General features: G+C 61.6%; 16 protein-coding genes. 10 read left to right on the top strand and 6 right to left on the bottom strand.

Going from position 1 to position 19,299, the window contains the following annotated elements:
• Nucleotides 1–76: 76 nt before the first annotated feature.
• A complete protein-coding gene (locus MTX36_RS15115) occupies nucleotides 77–1,387 on the top strand; it encodes a DUF5691 domain-containing protein (protein ID WP_243620557.1) in 1,311 nt (436 codons plus the stop codon).
• A 62-nt stretch (nucleotides 1,388–1,449) separates the two neighbouring features.
• Here MTX36_RS15115 and MTX36_RS15110 read toward each other — a convergent pair whose 3' ends face one another.
• The 5 genes from MTX36_RS15110 to MTX36_RS15090 form a co-directional block, all read right to left on the bottom strand.
• Nucleotides 1,450–2,580, bottom strand: coding sequence for an acyl-CoA dehydrogenase family protein (locus tag MTX36_RS15110; RefSeq protein ID WP_243620556.1), 1,131 nt, complete (start codon nucleotides 2,578–2,580; stop codon nucleotides 1,450–1,452).
• Between the two features lie 8 nt (nucleotides 2,581–2,588).
• The gene (locus tag MTX36_RS15105; protein WP_243620555.1) at nucleotides 2,589–3,764 is read right to left on the bottom strand and encodes an acyl-CoA dehydrogenase family protein; all 1,176 of its coding nucleotides are present in this window, start codon (nucleotides 3,762–3,764) and stop codon (nucleotides 2,589–2,591) included.
• Between the two features lie 104 nt (nucleotides 3,765–3,868).
• Nucleotides 3,869–4,315, bottom strand: a complete 447-nt coding sequence (locus MTX36_RS15100) for a hypothetical protein (RefSeq protein WP_094274195.1) — start codon at nucleotides 4,313–4,315, stop codon at nucleotides 3,869–3,871.
• A gap of 70 nt (nucleotides 4,316–4,385) precedes the next feature.
• Nucleotides 4,386–6,920, bottom strand: a complete 2,535-nt coding sequence (locus MTX36_RS15095; RefSeq protein ID WP_243620554.1) for an ABC transporter permease — start codon at nucleotides 6,918–6,920, stop codon at nucleotides 4,386–4,388.
• Nucleotides 6,921–6,924: 4 nt separating this feature from the next.
• A complete protein-coding gene (locus MTX36_RS15090; RefSeq protein WP_094274197.1) occupies nucleotides 6,925–7,698 on the bottom strand; it encodes an ABC transporter ATP-binding protein in 774 nt (257 codons plus the stop codon).
• 247 nt (nucleotides 7,699–7,945) lie between these two features.
• Here MTX36_RS15090 and MTX36_RS15085 point away from each other — a divergent pair, with 247 nt between their 5' ends.
• The 5 genes from MTX36_RS15085 to MTX36_RS15065 all read left to right on the top strand — a co-directional run bounded on the left by MTX36_RS15085 (nucleotide 7,946) and on the right by MTX36_RS15065 (nucleotide 13,063).
• Nucleotides 7,946–9,508, top strand: a complete 1,563-nt coding sequence (locus MTX36_RS15085; protein WP_243620553.1) for a long-chain-fatty-acid--CoA ligase — start codon at nucleotides 7,946–7,948, stop codon at nucleotides 9,506–9,508.
• A 22-nt stretch (nucleotides 9,509–9,530) separates the two neighbouring features.
• On the top strand, nucleotides 9,531–9,956 hold the full coding sequence (locus tag MTX36_RS15080; RefSeq protein ID WP_243620551.1) for a YchJ family metal-binding protein: 426 nt from the start codon (nucleotides 9,531–9,533) through the stop codon (nucleotides 9,954–9,956).
• 56 nt (nucleotides 9,957–10,012) lie between these two features.
• Nucleotides 10,013–10,603 (top strand): hypothetical protein, encoded by a 591-nt coding sequence (locus MTX36_RS15075; RefSeq protein WP_243620550.1) that lies wholly within the window; start codon nucleotides 10,013–10,015, stop codon nucleotides 10,601–10,603.
• Between the two features lie 61 nt (nucleotides 10,604–10,664).
• A complete protein-coding gene (locus MTX36_RS15070) occupies nucleotides 10,665–11,063 on the top strand; it encodes a low affinity iron permease family protein (RefSeq protein ID WP_243620548.1) in 399 nt (132 codons plus the stop codon).
• A 95-nt stretch (nucleotides 11,064–11,158) separates the two neighbouring features.
• The gene (locus MTX36_RS15065; protein ID WP_243620547.1) at nucleotides 11,159–13,063 is read left to right on the top strand and encodes an ABC transporter ATP-binding protein; all 1,905 of its coding nucleotides are present in this window, start codon (nucleotides 11,159–11,161) and stop codon (nucleotides 13,061–13,063) included.
• A gap of 112 nt (nucleotides 13,064–13,175) precedes the next feature.
• Here the strand turns inward: MTX36_RS15065 and MTX36_RS15060 are convergent, their stop codons facing one another.
• Nucleotides 13,176–14,927 carry a DEAD/DEAH box helicase gene (locus MTX36_RS15060; RefSeq protein WP_243620545.1) on the bottom strand — a complete coding sequence of 584 codons (1,752 nt, stop codon included), beginning with the start codon at nucleotides 14,925–14,927 and terminating at the stop codon, nucleotides 13,176–13,178.
• Between the two features lie 102 nt (nucleotides 14,928–15,029).
• On the opposite strand from MTX36_RS15060, the gene MTX36_RS15055 reads away from it, so the two are divergent.
• From MTX36_RS15055 to MTX36_RS15040, 4 genes are all read left to right on the top strand, one after another.
• Nucleotides 15,030–15,857, top strand: coding sequence for a carbon-nitrogen hydrolase family protein (locus MTX36_RS15055; RefSeq protein WP_243620544.1), 828 nt, complete (start codon nucleotides 15,030–15,032; stop codon nucleotides 15,855–15,857).
• A 64-nt stretch (nucleotides 15,858–15,921) separates the two neighbouring features.
• Nucleotides 15,922–16,551 carry a phosphoribosyltransferase gene (locus MTX36_RS15050; protein ID WP_243620543.1) on the top strand — a complete coding sequence of 210 codons (630 nt, stop codon included), beginning with the start codon at nucleotides 15,922–15,924 and terminating at the stop codon, nucleotides 16,549–16,551.
• 112 nt (nucleotides 16,552–16,663) lie between these two features.
• On the top strand, nucleotides 16,664–17,362 hold the full coding sequence (locus MTX36_RS15045) for a heme peroxidase (protein WP_243620542.1): 699 nt from the start codon (nucleotides 16,664–16,666) through the stop codon (nucleotides 17,360–17,362).
• 138 nt (nucleotides 17,363–17,500) lie between these two features.
• On the top strand, nucleotides 17,501–19,288 hold the full coding sequence (locus MTX36_RS15040; RefSeq protein ID WP_243620541.1) for a long-chain fatty acid--CoA ligase: 1,788 nt from the start codon (nucleotides 17,501–17,503) through the stop codon (nucleotides 19,286–19,288).
• The last annotated feature ends 11 nt before the right edge of the window (nucleotides 19,289–19,299 follow it).

Genomic DNA, 19,299 nt, shown 5'->3' with positions numbered 1-19,299 from the left:
CCACTGTTCCAGAATCTCGGGCGGCGCGCGCAGACCCCAACCAAAAGTTGACGCACCTCTGCCTTACCGTAAGCAAATGACCTCGCTGCGAACCGACAAACCGTCAGGGCGCCCAATGCTCCCGACGGCGGCGGTCGCGCAACTGACGTCACTGCTCGAGACCCGGTCGCCGTCACTACCGGAGTGGTTCGACGTAGCCGAGCACCACAACTACGTTGCACCCGCGCCGACGGTTCCGGCACTCATGACAGCCGCCCTGAGCCATCCCGAACATCGCGAACGGTTACTCCTCCTCGCCGGCCCCCGAGGTCAATACCTTGCGGACCACAACCCGGACTGGGCACAATTGCGACGCGTCGGATCCCGCCGCGACGAACTGTGGCTCTCCACCGACACCGACGACCGGATGGCCTGGTTCGACTACATCCGGACACTTGATCCCGCCTTGGCAACCGAAGAACTCGAGATTGCCTGGGCCACCGAAACTCCGTCGCTGCGACGCGATTTTCTGGGCCGATTGCGGGTCGGCCTGGGTGAGCACGACTACGACTTACTCGAACGCGGCCTCGACGACTCGTCGATCGACGTGCGCGAGCGTTCCATTCAATTGCTCCGCCAACTCCCCGGCTCGCCGTTCGCCGAACGGATGACCGCCCGCGCCAAAGCCTGGGTACGACTCGAAACCAAACCGTTGCGCCCCCGCCTCGTCATCCGGCTCCCCGGTTCACTCGACAGCCAAGCGCCGCGGGACGGCATCGAGAATGTCCACAACAAGTACAAAGGGATCGGGAAGTGGTGGCTCCGACAGGTGGTCACCGCAACACCACTTGCTTTGTGGGACTCGATGATCGGATCACCCCGCGAAGCGCTTCGCATCCCGATCGAAAAGCAGTGGCACGACGTGATGACCGAATCCTGGACTGCCGCAACAGTTCTCCAGACGAACTCCGCGTGGGCATCGGCATTGCTCGAACGGGACGGCCGGAACACCGATCGACGCGTCGTCGCGATTGCGAATCCGCGTGAACGTATCGCATACATCCTCGACGGCCACGCCGACGACTACCTCCTCGGCGTTGACGGCAGTGCCCTACTCGACGGAATCGGCCACCCCTGGCCCCTTGCCGTAGCGCAGAAACTCGTGAGCGCGCTCGAAACGGAAGCGGCCGAACACGCCGCCTCGGGCGAGGAGTTGGGCATTCACTCACGACACAGCCACTATTCAACTCTGCGGAGCGCGCAGGCACGGTTCCCCCTCGAAGCCGTCGCACTACTCTCGGGCGCCGCCAACCGCGCATCCACCACTGACTGGCAACGTGCCTTCACCGAGACTGCCGCCCACATCGAAGACCGTCGAATCCGGTTGGATGTGCTTCGCAACGGCTGACAAGTAGCGACGGGGCCGCACCCTGAAACAAAAGGATACGGCCCCGACTACGACGTGAAAGATCAGACCACAGTGACCATTTCGTGGTCGGCCACTCCGGCAGCCAACACACGCAGGTGATCCTCGGCACTTCCGAGAGTGTGCTCGATAGCCACCAAACGGCTCACATAATGCCCCACCGGGTACTCCGCCGTCATACCGATGCCGCCGTGCATCTGGATAGCTTCCTGCCCGATGAGCCGCGCCGAGCGCCCGATCTGCAACTTGGCACGAGACGCAATCACCGGATCAACAACGCCGTCGGACAGTGACATCGTCGCGTACAGGCTCATGCTGCGCGCCAACTCGAGTGAAACGTACAGATCTGCCGCCCGGTGCGTCAGGGTCTGGAACTTGGCCAACGGGACCCCGAACTGCTTGCGCGTCTTCAGGTATTCCGTGGTGAGTCTCAGTGCCTCTTCCATGGCGCCGACGGCCTCGGCACACAGTGCCGCCTGCTCACGAATCTGCGATGCTGCGATAAGCGCCGACGCGTCACCTCCGTCACCCAGGGCCTCAGCCGGTGTGTCGGTGAACTCGATCTGCGCGCCGCGCAATCCGTCGTGGGTTGCGTACGACTTTCGCACCAGACCCGACGCGTCACTCTTGACCAGAAAGAGTCCGACTCCCCCATCGGGCAACGTGGCACTCACGACCAGAATGTCCGCAGTGGCTCCGTGTCCCACCGGATTCTTGACACCGGTGATACTCCAACCATCTCCGGACGGCTTCGCAGAAGTTGTTCGCTGCGTTGCAGGCCAACGGATTCCGGGTTCTTGATCTGCAAAAGCCAGGAAGATCACGCCCTCGGCCACTACGGGAAGGATCGATGAACGTTGTTGCACGCTACCACCTTCCGAGATCAGACCACCCGGCGTGACAACGGCGTCGAGCACCGGTTCGGGAGCGAGGCGTCGGCCGATCTCGGTCATGACAGCCCCGATCTCGACGGGCCCGGCGTCCATGCCGCCGTCGTCCTCGGAAAATGTCAGGCCCAGCAGCCCGACCTCGGCCAACTGCTTCCACACCGACGGACTCCACCCCGGATCCGAATCCGTAACGGCATTCCGCTTTTCGGCGTCGTAACTACGAGAAAGCAGATCCTTGGTGGTGTCGCGAAGAAGCTTCTGCTCGTCGTTGAGTTCGAAATCCATGCCACGCCTCACAATCCGAGGATCGAGGAAGCGATGATGCTGCGCTGCACTTCGCTCGATCCGCTGTAGATGGATACCTTCCGGTAATTCAGATACGTCGGTGCGCTGCGTTGCGCCCACACCGGCGAGGCGATATCGGTACCGGCGTCGAACGGCAACGAATCAGGCCCGGCGACGTCCATGAGGATCTCGACCGCTGCCTGCTGCAACTCCGATCCCCGCAACTTCAGCAACGAGGAGGCCGGGTTCGGCTTGCCGTCCGCGGATCCCGCCACTACCCGCAGTTGTGTGAGTTCGAGCGCGAGCAATTCATTCTCGAGCTCCGCCAAACGGGCTGCGAACAGGGGATCTTCCAGAAGCGTGCCGTTGCCGACCTTCACCTCGGCAGCACGGGCTTTCGCTTGAGCCAAACGAACTTTGGAGAAACCGACGCGGGTGACACCGGTGCGCTCGTTGCCGAGCAAGAACTTGGCGTAGCCCCAACCTTGATTCTCTTCACCCACCAAGTTCTCGCCGGGAACACGCACGTCGTCGAAGAAGACCTCATTGACCTCGTAGCCACCGTCGATCAGCTTGATCGGGCGGACCGTCACGCCCGGCGTCTTCAGGTCTACGAGGATGAACGAAATACCGGCCTGACGCTTGGGTGCGTCAGGGTTGGTCCGAACGAGGCAGAAAATCCAGTCGGCATGCTGACCGAGCGTCGTCCACGTCTTCTGGCCGTTGAGTACCCAGTCGTTGCCGTCGCGAACTGCGCGAGTCTTGAGTGACGCGAGGTCGGACCCGGCTTCTGGTTCGGAGAAGCCCTGGCACCACCAGATATCGAGGTTCGCCGTCGCCGGAAGGAACTTCTCCTTCTGTTCCTGCGAACCGAAGGCCGCGATGACCGGTCCGACCATGTTGGCGTTGAACGCCAGCGGCTCCGGGACCGACGCCAACTGCAACTCGTCGAGCCAGATGTTGTGCTGAACCGGAGTCCAGTCCTTGCCGCCCCACTCGACCGGCCAGTGAGGCACAGCCAGACCGTGAGCGTTCAGGATCTGCTGAGCCTCGACCATCCGGTCGCGACCCAACTCCTCGCCGTGGGCGTACGCATTTCTCGTCGCTTCGGGGATTTGTGTGCAGAAGAACGTCCGCATCTCGTCCCGGAACGCCAGTTCCTCGTCGGTCAATGCCAGGTTCATCGGGATTCCTTCGCACTCGAAACCGGATTCATGTTCGGTTCGACCGTACTCCGATCGCACACGACAAGGTTAGGACACCCGGAAAGAAGTCGGACCCGATCCGACTACACCGTTTTGAGAACCAAAAGGAATCCTCCGCCGGCGGGATCGATACTCGTTTCGACATTGAGATTCGGAGCCAAGCGAGAAAGTCGATCGATCAACCACTCCGACGCATCCTCGGCATCGTCCTTGCCGGGGCAGCGTGCAACCGCAACCCGACCACCCTTACGTTCGAGCTGCTCCACCACTCCGATGATCGGCGCGGGATCCACGACGAACAACCGATCCGGCCACGCCACAACAGGTTTGACGGCGCCCTTCTTGGTATTGCAAGCCCGATGCGCCAAGCGCTCGACCCCACCCTTGGACTTTCCGCCCTTTTTGACGGTGTTGATGCTGTCGATACTCGGGCCGCGGGGGTCGTTAACCGACATGTCGGGATCAACGGGCTCGTCACACAGCCAGCAACGCCAAGACTCACGTTCGCCGACTTCTTGAAGGGTAATCATAAGAAGCAACGCTACCCGTGCGCACTTTTGGCTGTTCACACAACCAAAAGTGCGCACGAGGGCTTGTCCCCTAAAGGTCGGCGATTGCCTCCAACGGCTTTGTCTTGGCCGCTCGGTTGGCCGGCCACAAAGCCGCCAGCACACCGACAACACCGGAACCGATCAGCATCCCGACAACCTGGCCCCATGGAATGGTGACCTCGCCCAATCCCTGATCCTTGAGCGTGCTCACGAACGCCCATCCGAAGGCGATACCGAGAAGCACACCGACCGCAGCGCCGTAGACCGCGATGAGAACGGATTCGAGGTAAATCGTCCGTCGCATCTGCCCACGCTGCATACCCACCGCACGGAGCATTCCGATTTCTCGACGTCGTTCGACAACCGAGAGCGCCAGCGTGTTGATGATGCCGAGGATCGCAATGACCACTGCCAATGCGAGAAGCCCGTACAGAATGGCCAGCAGCGTATTGATCTGCTGCCCTTGAGTTCCCTTGAACTCTTCACGGTCCTGAACCTGAATGACCACATACTTTTCGGTGGCCGTCTCGAGTTCGCCGCGCAGCGCCGTCAAATCCGTACCAGGCTTCGCCTTCACCAGAACTGCGAAGTCCGGCAAACTGTCAGCCGGCATCAATGTCCGGTACGCCTCATCCGAAACGATCCATGAGCCGATCAGTTGGTTGTCCTCGAAGACTCCCGCAACTACAGCCGGGTATTGCTTGCCGTTCGATCCCGTCAAGGTCTGGGTCGAGCCGACTGTCCATCCGTTGTCCTTGGAGGTCGTCTGGGAAACCATCATGTTGTTTCCGGACAAATCAGCTGTGCCCTCCACGATCTGGTAGTCGAGCACTCCGTCGATGGGTCCGTCCAAGGACGCTCCCTGCTCGTCCTCCCCATTCACTTTTGCCCGAACTCCGTGGAGGGAGGTCGCACTCTGCACGTCCGGGAGAGCTCGGACCGCGTCGGCCGCGCCGCGCGGAACACCGATCGCATTGGGACCGGACAGGATGTAATCCGCCGATACACCCACGTCGACAAGCGCATTGATACTCGCCTTGGCTGACGAACCGAACACACCGATGACCGTGACCAGCATCAGGCCCAACGTCAGGGCAAAGGCGGTGGCAGCAGTACGACGCGGATTGCGGACGGCATTGGTACGCGCCAACCGGCCGACCGCGCCGAACGGTTTTGCGAATACCGCGCCGAGTACACCGACTACCGGCTGCGACAGCGCCGGAGCACCGAGCAGGACAGCAATGATCAGCGCAAAAGCGCCACCGCCGACAGTCAATGCGGCGCCCTCACCGGTTCCCCGTGAACCGAGAACCAACAGGACCGCACCGATGACGCCGAGAACGGCGCCGCTGATCGTTCGCACATGCAGGGAGTCTCCGGTGGACGCAAACTCCTCCCGCATCGCCGCGACCGGCGGAATCTTGGATGCCCGACGCGCCGGCGCATAGGCGCTGAGCGTTGTCACCACAACTCCGACAACCAACGCGACAACGACGGTCCGTGGGCTGACCTGCAACGAGCCTTCCGGCAATCCCACGTCGAAGGCATTAAGCAACCCGCGCAAACCGTAGGCCAAAGCGATACCGGCAAGCAGACCGATGACACTGCCGATCAGCCCGACGATGAGCGCTTCCGTGACCACCGATCGCCCGACCTGGGCCCGGCTCGCCCCCACGGCGCGGAGCAGCGCAAGTTCACGCAACCGCTGAGCGACGATCATCGAGAACGTGTTGTAGATGATGAATGTGCCGACCAACAATGCGATTGCACCGAACGCCAGCAGGAAATAGTTGATGAAACTGAGCGCCGTATCAACCTGGGCTTTTGTCTCTTCTCGAACCTGGTCACCGGTCTGCACCTTCAGATCCGGAAAAACCTGTTCGACCCGCTGCGCAAGATCGGTCTGCGAAACTCCGTTTCCGGCGACATCGATGTAGTCGACATGCTGACCGTCGGTGAACAGTCCTCGGGCTTGTTCATCAGTGAACAAGGCGCCGATGTAACCGCCGGTGTCACTGCCCGAACTCGTGTAGATGCCGGAGAGCGTTACGTCGATGATTCCGCGCGACGGTACCAGGACTCGCGCTTGGTCCCCCACTGTCAAACCCGCCCGCTCGGCAGCACTCGCGTTCAACGCGACATCCCCGGGAGCCGTCGGCGGCCCACCCACCTTGTACGGATCCGGATCCGTAATCGCCTTGTCGGCCGGCAGGTACGACTGCCCGATACTCGGAGCGCCACCCGTCTGCACGGCGCCACCATCGGCATTGATCAGAACAATCTGCCCGCTGACCGCGGGTGCAACCGCGCGAACCCCGTCGATCGCCGCGATCTTGTCGACGTCCTCGATCGGAACACCGCCGGTATTTCGTTCTTCCGTCGATACCCGAACGTCGACGCCCTGAGCGGTGTTCTCGAAAATCGAATCGAAAGTCTTTTGCAATGTATCGGTGAATACGAACGATCCGGCGACAAAAGCCGTACCCAGCACCACCGACAACACGGTGAGCGCCAATCGCACCTTGTGCGCCGCCAAGTTACGCATCGACACCTTGCGCATCGGCGAATTGGTTACCGAAGCCATATCGTCAAGCTCCGGCTTCTACTGTGACTGCAACCTGCGGAGCATCCAGACGCTTCATCCGATCCAGAACGGAATCGGCCGTCGGCTCACGCAGTTCGTCGACGATCTTGCCGTCCGCCAGGAAAACGACACGATCCGCATAGGCCGCCGCCCGCGGATCGTGCGTCACGATAACCACGGTCTGACCGAACTCGTCGACCGCTGACCGAAGAATCGACAACACCTCACCCGACGAACGCGAATCGAGGTTGCCCGTCGGCTCGTCCCCGAAAATGATTTCGGGCTGGCCTGCCAGTGCCCTCGCACACGCCACGCGCTGCTGCTGTCCACCCGACAACTCGCCCGGTCGGTGGTCCAACCGATCCTTCAAACCGAGCTTCGTGAGCACATTGTCCAGCCATGCCGGATCGGCCTTTCGACCGGCGATATCAAGCGGCAACGTGATGTTCTCGAGGGCCGTCAATGTCGGCACCAGGTTGAATGCCTGAAAAACGAACCCGATGCGATCGCGTCGTAGTGCCGTCATCTGCTTGTCCGACAGCCCTGTCAACTCGGTGTCGCCGATGAGAACGGACCCCGAGCTGGCCGAGTCCAGACCTGCCAGGCAATGCATCAGCGTCGACTTTCCCGAGCCCGACGGGCCCATGATGGCCGTAAATTCACCGCGCGCAAAATCTGCGGACACAGCACTGAGTGCGTGTACCTGGGTGTCTCCAGTGCCGTACGTCTTGGACAGGCCTACGGCGCGGGCCGCAATATCTTGGGCGTGCGAACTCATGATCGCCTTCCTCTTCACTTCGGATTGATCCGGCGCCCAGTATGCGGGCACCTACTGACACTGCTCCCATCTTGTCGTCTGCAAGTCGCCGCCGCCATCGGGGACGACCCTGATATTCAGAGAACGAAACTCAGGGCCGCTTTGTCCGAACAGTCCGAATCGACGGTCACCTTCCTCGGAAATACGTATGCAGACGGGCCACGACCACTAGCCTTGTGACACCCGTCACACACTGAAAGGTGGTCGAATGTCCGACGCCGCCACTGCAATTATCTTCGATCGACTCGAGCACTGGGCCGGCATCAAACCTGAAGAACCGGCAATGACCTTTCAGGGAACCGAATACACGTGGGCCCAGTGGCATAACCGAATCCTGCGCATCGCCGGTGCGCTTGAAGAAGCTGGCATCGGCGCCGGAGATACCGTCGCGTTTGTCGACAAAAATCATCTCTCCTGCCTCGAAATCACGTATGCCGCTTCCCTGCTCGGCGCCGCAAACGCCGTCCCCAACTGGCGACTCGCCGGCGAGGAACTCGACTACGTGCTCGCAGACTGCGGCGCCCGAATCCTGTTCGTCGGCAGTGAACTACTCCCCCAGGTCGTCGCGATGCGCGACCGCTTGACGGCCGTCGAATTGATCATCACTGTCGGAAGCGAGAACGACGAGTTCGAACCCTGGGTCGACGACGCCATTCCATTGGCCGCCCGGCCCGCAGTCAGCGCTGACAGCACTGCCCTGATTCTCTACAGCTCCGGAACCACCGGACGCCCCAAAGGAGTGCAGCTCACCCACCGAAACCTGTTCGCACACAGCAACGACGTCCTCGAAATCCTGCCGGCGCGACCAGACGATCACTTCCTGATCGCGATGCCACTGTTCCACGTCGGCGGAAGTTGCTACGCCATCATGGGAATTCACACCGGCGGACGCTGCTACTTCACCCGCGAAGCCGACGGACCCTCGATATTCGCAGGCCTCGCAGCGGGCGCCAACATCGCGTTCCTGGTTCCCCCCGTCATCGCCGGCGTCCTGGCGGCCGGCGATCAAGCCGTCGGCGCGTTCCACGCTTTGAAACGCATCACCTACGGCGCTGCGCCCATGCCGCTTCCGTTGTTGCGCGCAGCGCTCGCCGCCTGGCCGGACACCGAATTCATCCAGGTCTACGGCATGACCGAACTGGCCGGCGTCGTCACCGCCCTCATGCCAGACGTGCACCGCGACGAATCGCAAGTCGAACGCATGGCCTCAGCCGGAACTCCCATACCCGGCGTCGAATTGCGCGTCGTCGATCCCGTCACGCTCGAAGACGTCGAAGCTGGGGCAACCGGAGAACTCTGGTGGCGGTCGGAGCAGCGCACACCGGGATACCTGAACAAGCCCGAGGCCACAGCCGAAGCAATCACGCCCGACGGCTGGCTGCGCAGCGGGGACATGGGCCGAGCAGATTCAGGAGGCTTCGTCTTCATCGAGGATCGGCTCAAGGACATGATCATCACCGGCGGCGAGAACGTCTATTCACCCGAAATCGAACGAGTACTCGTCGAACATCCGGCAATTGCCGAAGTCGCAGTCATCGGCGTCCCCGACGAGCGATGGGGTGAGACCGTCAAAGCCGTTGTAGTCCTCACCGCGGACGCACAGATCACCGACACCGAACTCATTACCTACACGCACGGACGTCTAGCAAAGTTCAAGTGCCCGACCAGCATCGACGTCGTCGAAATCCTTCCCCGCAACCCCACCGGAAAGATCCTCAAGCGGGACCTCCGTAAGCCCTACTGGGACAACCGCGAAAACAAGTTGGTCTGAGTTCTCGTGCTGTAATGGGGCGGTGACTTCGCGCCGCCCCATTCGATTCGACCCGTCTACCCTCACCCCAACTTCTCCCTGCCCTTGCGGGAGCGGGAATCCGTTGGGCGAGTGCTGCAGCCGATACCTCTCCGGACAGGCCACCGCGCCCACTGCCGAAACACTGATGCGCTCGAGGTACACGGCTTTTGCCGTGTTCGATGCCGAATATCTGCTGAGGACTTGGCATTCCGACCACCGGCCGTCGACGCTGGATCTGGACCCCGACCAGCAATGGACTCGGCTCGAGATCTTGGACACCGAACGCGGCAGTCTGTTCGATTCCCAAGGCATCGTCGAGTTCCGCGCCCACTACTCATTCGGACGGGAGCACGGGATTCTCCACGAGCGCAGCAGGTTCGAACGAATCGACGGCCAGTGGCTCTACGTCGACGGCGATATCGGTTAGATAACTCCGAGCACCGCGCTTGCCTCGCCGCCATTCGCGAGCCCTACGATCGATGCATGACAACGAACCGGACGAGATCATTTGCCGCCATCGCTGCCATCGCAGTAGGTGTAAGCCTCACCGCTTGCTCGCAGGAAACCGTCGCGACACCGACCGCAGTCACATCCTCGGCCTCCGTGCCTACCAGTTCGGGAGCCACGGCAGAACCCGCCCCGACGGACAGTTCGGACAAAACCTCGGCAGCAGTGTCCGAGTCGAGGCTGACCGTCACTGACGTCCGGATAGGCGCACACGAGAACTTCGATCGTGTCGTCTACGAAATGGGCGGCACCGGAACCCCCGGATGGCGGGTCAAGTACGTCGACGCAGCAGTTCAGGAAGGTAGCGGCAAGCCCATGAACGTCACGGGCGGCGCAGTCATCCAGGTGCTGATCGACGGATCCGCCTACCCGTTCGACAGCGGCGTGGATCAGTACTCCGGGCCCAATCCCGTTCCCGGAGTTGCCGGTGGCATCGTCACCGAGGTAAACGGATCCTCGGTATTCGAAGGCGTGACCCAGTCGTTCATCGGCGTCACCGAGAAGCGTCCCTTCTCCGTGACAACACTGTCCGACCCTGTCCGTGTCGTGGTGGACGTGGCCCGATAAAGGCCTTCGATCTGCGCAAGGCATCGAGGCACCGACCGAGGATGGGACTAAACTCCCGGTGATGGAGCGAAGAAGCAACGCCGCACGAAGCCGCCGAGGCGGTGACCGCCGTTCATCGTTCGACCGCTTCGTAGAGCACGCCGAACTGCGGGTCAGCCAGGCCCCGTTCTTCTTCATCTGCGCCGGGATCGTCGTGGTGTGGCTGATCAGCTTGCCGTGGTGGACAGACCTCAAGGCCTGGCAAGTTGCCATCCACACCGTTGCGAGCGTCTTCACACTCCTGTTGGTGGTGCTGCTCGAGAACGCCGGCCGCCGTGCGAGCGAAGCCTCGCAAGAGAAACTCAATGTCCTCGCGGAGGCGTTGGCCACACTGCTCGCATCATCCGCATTCAACGATCCAGAGCTTCGAACAGCAGCGGAACGGCTGAGAGAAGCAGTAGGGCTCGAGAAGCGCCACTGAATCCCGTTCTTGACCTCAAGCGCGCTTGAGGCTTTACCTTCATGTCGTACCGACAACGTAACGTTCGGTGCCGGTACGACACGAAGGACGCCGACATGAGTATGGAATTAACTGCCCGGAACGCGATGTACAACGCGATGCACGGGCAGGAAGACAGACGGCCGTTCTCGAAGAAGGCACTCAAGCGCATCGCGACGTTCGCGGTCCCCCAGAAGCGCAATCTGAGTTGGTTTCTCGTGCTCAGCGTGGTTACCGCCGCACTGGCCGTCGCCACTCCCGTGCTGGCCGGCGACGTGGTCAACGCGATCGTGGGTGGCGACGCTGTCAGCGTGGTCGTGATCCTGGCCGGGCTGATCGCACTGGTGGCCCTGCTCGAAGCAGCTCTCGGACTGCTGACGCGATGGCTCTCCGCGAGTATCGGTGAAGATCTGATCCTGCACCTGCGGACCGCAGTATTCGACCACGTCCAGAAGATGCCCATTGCATTCTTCACCCGGACTCGTACGGGCGCACTCGTCAGCCGACTCAACAACGATGTAATCGGCGCGCAGCGCGCGTTCAGCAATACGCTGTCCGGCGTGGTCAGCAACTTGGTCACCTTAGTGATCACGCTTGTTGTCATGCTCGGAATTTCCTGGCAGATCACCATGCTTGCACTACTGTTGCTACCGATATTCGTGATCCCGGCCAGGCGCATGGGCGCGAGACTCGCCGCTCTCAGTCGTGAAGCCGCCAATCACAATTCGGCCATGAGCACTCAGATGACCGAACGCTTCTCGGCGCCGGGTGCAACTCTGGTCAAACTCTTCGGCCGCCCCGAACAGGAATCCACCGAGTTCGCAGTCCGAGCCCGACGGGTCCGCAACATCGGCGTCCGCACCGCCATGCTGCAGTCCATCTTTGTCACCGCGCTGACGCTTGTCTCGGCTCTGGCCCTTGCGCTCGTCTACGGACTCGGCGGCTACTACGCATTGCGCGGGCAGTTGGATGCCGGAGCCGTTGTCTCGATGGCATTGCTACTCACTCGGCTGTACTCACCCCTGACCGCACTCGCCAGTGCACGCATGGACGTCATGAGCGCCCTCGTCAGTTTCGAGCGTGTCTTCGAAGTTCTCGACCTGGCACCACTCATCACCGAAAAGCCTGATGCGGGTGTAGTTCCCGACGGACCCGTATCCGTCGAATTCAAGAACGTGAAATTCGCCTACCCTTCCGCGGACAAGGTCTCTCTTGCTTCCCTCGAGGAGGTGGCGATCCTCGACAACCGCGGAGGCGAGGACGTTCTCCACGAACTGTCATTTCGCACCGAAGCCGGCCAGATGGTGGCACTCGTCGGAACTTCCGGCGCCGGAAAGTCGACTATCGCTCAGATGATTCCGCGCCTCTACGACGTCGATTCCGGTTCTGTCGAACTCGGCGGGGTCGACGTCCGAGATCTGACCACCGATTCCATTCGGGAAACCGTCGGTATGGTCACCCAGGACGGTCACCTGTTCCACGAAAGCCTGCGATCTAATCTGCTGCTCGCCCGGCCCGGCGCCACTGAGGAAGAGTTGCGTGAGGTGCTCGAGCGGGCGAGGCTCACCAACCTCGTTGCGTCCTTGCCCGACGGACTCGAAACCGTTGTCGGCGAACGCGGATACCGGTTGTCCGGCGGTGAGCGTCAACGTCTGACCATCGCGCGGTTGCTCTTGGCTCAGCCGAGAGTCGTCATCCTCGACGAAGCCACCGCCCACCTGGACTCGACATCCGAGGCCGCAGTTCAGGAAGCCCTGGGCGAAGCCCTTGCCGGGCGCACCGCAGTCGTGATCGCGCACCGACTCTCCACTATCCGCGCCGCCGACCTGATTCTGGTCGTCGAAGCCGGACGGATCATCGAGCGCGGCACTCACACCGAACTACTCGCCCACAGCGGTCGGTACGCCGAGCTGTACCGCACTCAATTCGATACCGGCAGTGAGCAATCCGCTCCCGCCGATCTCGAACCGAGCACCCTCTGACCGTCACGCTGACGAACAGGCACTGACAAACAAAACAGGCGCTGCACTCCAATTGGAGAGCAGCGCCTGTTTCAGTGAAAAAGATCAGCCTTCGCCTGTTCAGTGAAAAAGATCAGTCTTCGAAGCGATCGCGTCCGCCACCGCGGCGGTCATCACGACCACCACGGCCGCCGGCCGGACGGCCCTGAGGCGGTCCGAAATCAGGCTGCAATTGGATCAAGACACCGGAGATACGAGTCCGACGAAGAGCCTCGAGGGTCTCGTTGGACAGATCTGCCGGCAACTCGACGATGCTGTGATCGGGACGAATGCTGATGTGCCCGAAGTCGCTTCGACGCAAGCCACCCTCGTTGGCGATAGCACCGACAATGGCACCCGGAACAACACGGTGACGCTTACCGACCGCAATGCGGTACGTCGCCAATTCCTGACCCTCGGGTCCACGCGAACGCGGAGCTTCACGATCGTCGAACTTGCGCGGCGGGCGCGGCTCACGCGGCTCACGCTCACGACGCGGCGGTGCCGGCGGCTCGGGAGCGAGAAGGAATGCGTCGCCGTCACGCGACTGCACAGCGAGTGCTGCCGCGATGTCGATGAGCGGAACGTCGTGTTCCTGGTCGTAATCTTCGATCATCTTGCGGAACAACGCGAGATTCTCGGACGCCAGGCTCTCGGTGATGGAATCACCGAACTTGGAGACACGCTGAGCGTTGACGTCGTCGACACTGGGCAGCTGCATCTCGGCGAGCGGCTGACGGGTCGCCTTCTCGATGGACTTGAGCAGGTGACGCTCACGCGGAGCGACGAACAGCAACGCGTCACCCTGACGGCCCGCGCGGCCGGTACGGCCGATGCGGTGCACGTAGGACTCGGTGTCGTGCGGGATGTCGTAGTTGACAACGTGCGAAATGCGCTCGACGTCGAGACCGCGGGCGGCAACGTCGGTGGCCACGAGGATGTCGAGGGCACCGTTCTTGAGCTGACCGATGGTCCGCTCACGCTGCGCCTGGACGATGTCGCCGTTGATGGCAGCAGCAGAATGTCCACGAGCGCGAAGCTTCTCGGCCAACTCTTCTGTTGCCTGCTTGGTGCGAACGAAGATGATCATCGCCTCGAAGGTTTCGACCTCGAGAACACGAGTCAGGGCGTCGAGCTTGCGCTGATGCGCAACCTGGATGTAGCGCTGATTAATGTTCGAGGCCGTCGACGTCTTGGACTTGACGGTGATCTCGACCGGGTTGTTCAGGTACTGCTTCGAGATGCGACGGATGGATCCGGGCATCGTCGCAGAGAACAGTGCGACCTGCTTCTGGCTGGGGGTGTCGCGGAGGATGCGCTCGACGTCCTCCTGGAAGCCCATCTTCAGCATCTCGTCGGCCTCGTCGAGAACGAGGTAGGCGAGATTGGTCAGGTCGAGAGTGCCCTTCTCGAGGTGGTCGATGACACGGCCCGGCGTACCGACGACGACGTGTGCGCCGCGGCGCAAGCCGGACAGCTGGACGCCGTAGCTCTGGCCACCGTAGATCGGCAGGACATTCAGCCCGGGGATGTGGGCGGAGTACTTGCCGAAAGCCTCGGCTACCTGCAGTGCAAGCTCGCGGGTCGGAGCCAGCACCAGCGCCTGAGTCTGCTTCACCGTCGTATCGATACGCGACAGGACAGGAATCGCGAATGCCGCTGTCTTGCCGGTGCCGGTCTGGGCAAGTCCGACGACATCCTTACCTTCGAGCAGCGGAGGAATGGTGGCAGCCTGGATCGGCGAGGGCGACTCGTAGCCCACGTCAGACAGTGCCTTCAGTACCCGATCATCGATGTCGAGGTCGGCAAATGTTGGGGGTTCGGGGTCACGCTCAATATCACTCATTTGACCAGCAGTTTAGCCGAAGGAGTATAGCCACGACTACATACCTCGTGATCGATTACGACACATCGGCGTTTACCGGCGGTTTCGCCTAGCGTGAGAACCATGATCGAGGACACCTCCACGCCCCCCTCACGGACCGTCGTTGCCGTTGCTCAGTTCGCTCCCGGCATGGACAAGGCGGCGAACCTCGACGCACTGCGTTCGCTTGCCACCGAAGCCGCTGCTCAGGGCGCAAAAGTGGTAGTCGCACCGGAGTACTCCATGTATACCGCGCCCCGGACCGACGAGCGCCTGATCGACACCGCCGAAGACGTTGACGGCACGTTCGGGTCAGGTCTGGCTGCCATCGCCGCGGACCTCGGAATCTTCCTCGTAGCCGGAATGAACGAGCGACGCCGCAACGTGAGCAGAATCTCCAACAGCATCGTCGCAATGAGCCCGGGAGGCGAACTTGTCGCCATCTACCGAAAAGTGCACCTCTACGACGCATTCGGATATCTGGAATCGGCAGTAATCGAACCCGGAGAGATCGACGAGCCTCAGACCTTCACCTGCGAAGGTCTGACTTTCGGACTGCAGACCTGCTACGACCTCCGATTCCCCGAGGTGACTCGTCGCATCGTCGATGCCGGCGCCGACGTTCTCCTTCTTCCGGCTCAGTGGGTTCCCGGCCCGTTGAAAGAAGATCACTGGACGACCCTGATTCGTGCCCGGGCCATCGAGAACACGATGTACATCGCAGCCGCGGACCAGAGTGCGCGCGGCGGCGCCGGCGCAAGCATGATCGTCGACCCCATGGGTGTTGTGCTCTGTTCGCTCGGCGAGCAGGTCGGCGTCGCGTCGGCACCCGTCTCGAGCTCGCGAATCGACGAGGTTCGTCAGAAGAATCCGGCTCTCGCATTGCGCCGGTTCACAGTTATCGAACGGTGACGGATACCCGAGTAGCGTCGAAAGTGGCTCTCGACCAGAAGGGTCGTTCTCCACCAGGACAGCCATGGCACAGTATCGAGATCGATTTGCCGCCGGACGAACGCTCTCCGGCTGGCTGGACCCTGCGCGACTACACGACCCGGTAATCCTCGGGCTCCCTCGTGGAGGCGTTCCCGTCGCAGTCGAGGTCGCGGCCGCCCTGCACGCACCGCTCGACATCATCGTCGTGCGCAAACTCGGGTCTCCCCGAAATCCTGAACTCGCTCTCGGCGCAATCGGAGAAGGTGACGTCCGCGTACTCAACCACGACGTGATTGCGGCCGAGCGCGTCTCGCCGGAAACGTTGCGACGGATCGAGCGCACCGAACGCACCGAACTGCAGCGACGAGCACAGGTTCTTCGAAACCGTCGCACCCCGCTCTCGCTCGTCGGCAGAACCGCCGTCATCGTCGACGACGGAATGGCAACGGGAGCGAGCGCTGCGGTCGCATCGCAATGCGCTCGCGAACAAGGCGCGGCCGGCGTGATCGTGGCTGTACCGATCGCTTCGCCCGAGGCGATGCGCCTGCTCGAGAACTTGACCGACGCCGTCGTCTGTCCGTATGTCCCGCCTCTACTCGGCGGCGTCGGTGCGGCTTTCGAAGACTTCCACCAGTTGACCGACGCCGAGGTCGTCAACCTCCTCGAACAGTAGTTTTCAGGCAATACGGAACGTTTATGTGATGTGTGCAACATTTTGACCCCAGGTGTCGATAGCCCGTGTGGAGCAAGAAATAACACCGGCAAGTTTTTTCCTGGAGGACATCGTGAGCATCCCGACAGATACCGTCGACGCAGTCGCAGCAGCCTGCCGCAACCGACTGGGCGACCCCTCCGCCTGGGTGGCTTCGGATGCGTACCGAGCGAGTCTCGCGCTGTGCATCATCGAATCGGTGCAGTCGAGCAGCGGACACAGCGAAGTTGCTGTCGTCGATCGCTACCTGGCCTACCGCCAGGCCCACAACCAGAACCCCGTCACCGACGGTTCCCGCGAACTCCTGCGAACATTCGAGGAGGCCGGGAGTTCGGACCAGTGGGCCGGCAAGATCGGCTCGTACAAACGGCGCTACAGCGCGACCGGTGTTCCGATCGAGGCGCGCCATATTCAGCAGGTTGCCGAGAAACTTCACTACCTCCACATCGAATCCGTCGAGGACCTTCTCTCGGCCGCCAATTCCGATCATTCACTCGACGCGGTTCGCCGGGCCTGGGCCGACGCCTGTGGCGACGATGCAGAAGTGACCTGGGCACACCTCTTGATGTTGGCGGGCATTCCGCACACCGACCTCGGCACCGCCGCCGACACGTTCATCGGCACGACCTTGGGCTCTGCCGAACGCCCCGCGGACACCGCAGAGATCCTTGCAGCAACCGCTGAGCAACTCGGCGTCGAACCTGACCGACTGGACTACGCAATCAGGCGCTGGCTCTCGATTCACGGACGGTCCCTGGACCACGCAGCCTAGGTAACTGTAAACAACCAGTAACACTAAACCCCAGGTCGACGCGCAATTCGGTCTACCGAATAGTAACGACAGTGCAAAATACCGACTAATGTGATGCAATGCACATCAGAAATGTCAGTTGTCACTGGAGGGGTCAAAGTGCGTGAGTTTTCAGTTCCACAGTCATTCTCAATTCCGGAGAATGCTTCCATGGCCGATTCTGTGTTCCGTCACGCCGAAGAAGACCCCACATTTGTGCCATTCAAGCGCAATGTCAACGGCTCCTGGGTCGACGTCACGGCCGCTGAATTCGCCAAGCAGGTCTCCTCGGTAGCCAAAGGCTTGATCGCATCCGGAGTGGAGCTCGGTGACCGCGTCGCTATCCTCTCGGCAACACGGTACGAATGGGTCGTTATCGACTACGCGATCTGGAGTGCCGGCGGCTGCACCGTCGCTATCTACGAGACGTCGTCCCCGCATCAGGCACAGTGGATCCTCGAGGACTCCGCTACCACTATGCTTCTCATCGAGACCCCTGACCAGGCAGCGAAGATCAAGGAAGTTACCGAGGCTGCCGAGGCCCTCCGCGAGGTCCTGGTCATCGAATCGGGCGCCATCGAAGAGCTGACGAGCCGCGGCGCTGCGGTCACCGACAAAGAACTCGAAACCCGTCGCCACCAGGTCACGGCCGCCTCACCGGCAACCTTGATCTACACCTCCGGCACCACCGGGCGCCCCAAGGGTGTCCAGCTGACACACTCCAACCTGTACGCCGAATCCACGGCGTGCAGCCTGGCTATGCCGGAATCCCTGGTTCCCGGCAAGAAGACTCTGATGTTCCTCCCCCTGGCTCACGTCTTCGCTCGCGCCATCTCGGTCGGAGCCTTCGACAACAAGGTCACGGTTGCGCACACTTCTGACCTGACGACACTGCTCGATCAGTTCGCAGCGTTCAAACCGAACTTCATCCTCTCCGTTCCCCGCGTCTTCGAGAAGGTCTTCAACTCGGCACGCCAGAAGGCCGTCGACGGAGGCAAGGGCGGCATCTTCGACAAGGCTGCTGCCACAGCAATCGAGTACAGCGAGTCACTCGAAAAGAACGGCCCCGGACTGGCGCTCAAGCTCAAGCACGCCCTCTTCGACAAGCTGGTCTACTCGAAGCTGCGGTTGGCACTCGGCGGCGAATGTGAACGCGCAGTCTCCGGCGGCGCCGCCCTCGGAGCACGCCTGGGTCACTTCTTCCGCGGCGTCGGCATCCCGATCTACGAGGGCTACGGCCTCACCGAAACCAGCGCCGCCGTGACGGTCAACACCGCTGCCGCACAACGCGTCGGCTCCGTCGGCAAGCCCATCAACGGCCATGCCGCACGCATCGCCGAAGACGGCGAACTCCTGGTCCAAGGTCCCGTAGTCTTCAGCGGCTACTGGCACAACGACAAGGCCACCGAAGAGTCCATCATCGACGGCTGGTTCCACACCGGAGACCTCGGCTCGATCGACAACGAGGGTTTTGTTTCGATCACCGGCCGCAAGAAGGAAATCATCGTTACTGCCGGCGGCAAGAACGTCGCTCCGGCCGGTCTCGAAGATTCACTTCGCGCACACGTCCTGATCAGCCAGTGCCTCGTGGTCGGTGACGGACAACCGTTCATCGGTGCACTGATCACACTCGATCTGGAAACTCTGCCGGGTTGGGTGCAGCGAAACGGTCTGTCGGCCGGAACTCCCATCGGCGATCTGATCAAGAACCCCGATCTGATCGCCGAAATCGATTCTGCCGTCGCCGATGCCAACAAGAAGGTCTCGAACCCCGAGCAGATCAAGAAGTACACGATCCTCGAGGTCGACTTCACTCAGGAGACCGGCGAGTTGACGCCGACGCTCAAGCTCAAGCGCAACATCATTCACGAAGCTCACAAGGGTGCGATCACGGGTCTGTATTCCTGACCGATCAGCTC

It is taken from the genome of Rhodococcus sp. ARC_M6 (assembly GCF_022810305.1).
In the GTDB taxonomy this organism is placed as follows: domain Bacteria; phylum Actinomycetota; class Actinomycetes; order Mycobacteriales; family Mycobacteriaceae; genus Rhodococcus_F.
This window is presented reverse-complemented; position numbering and strand designations above follow the sequence as displayed.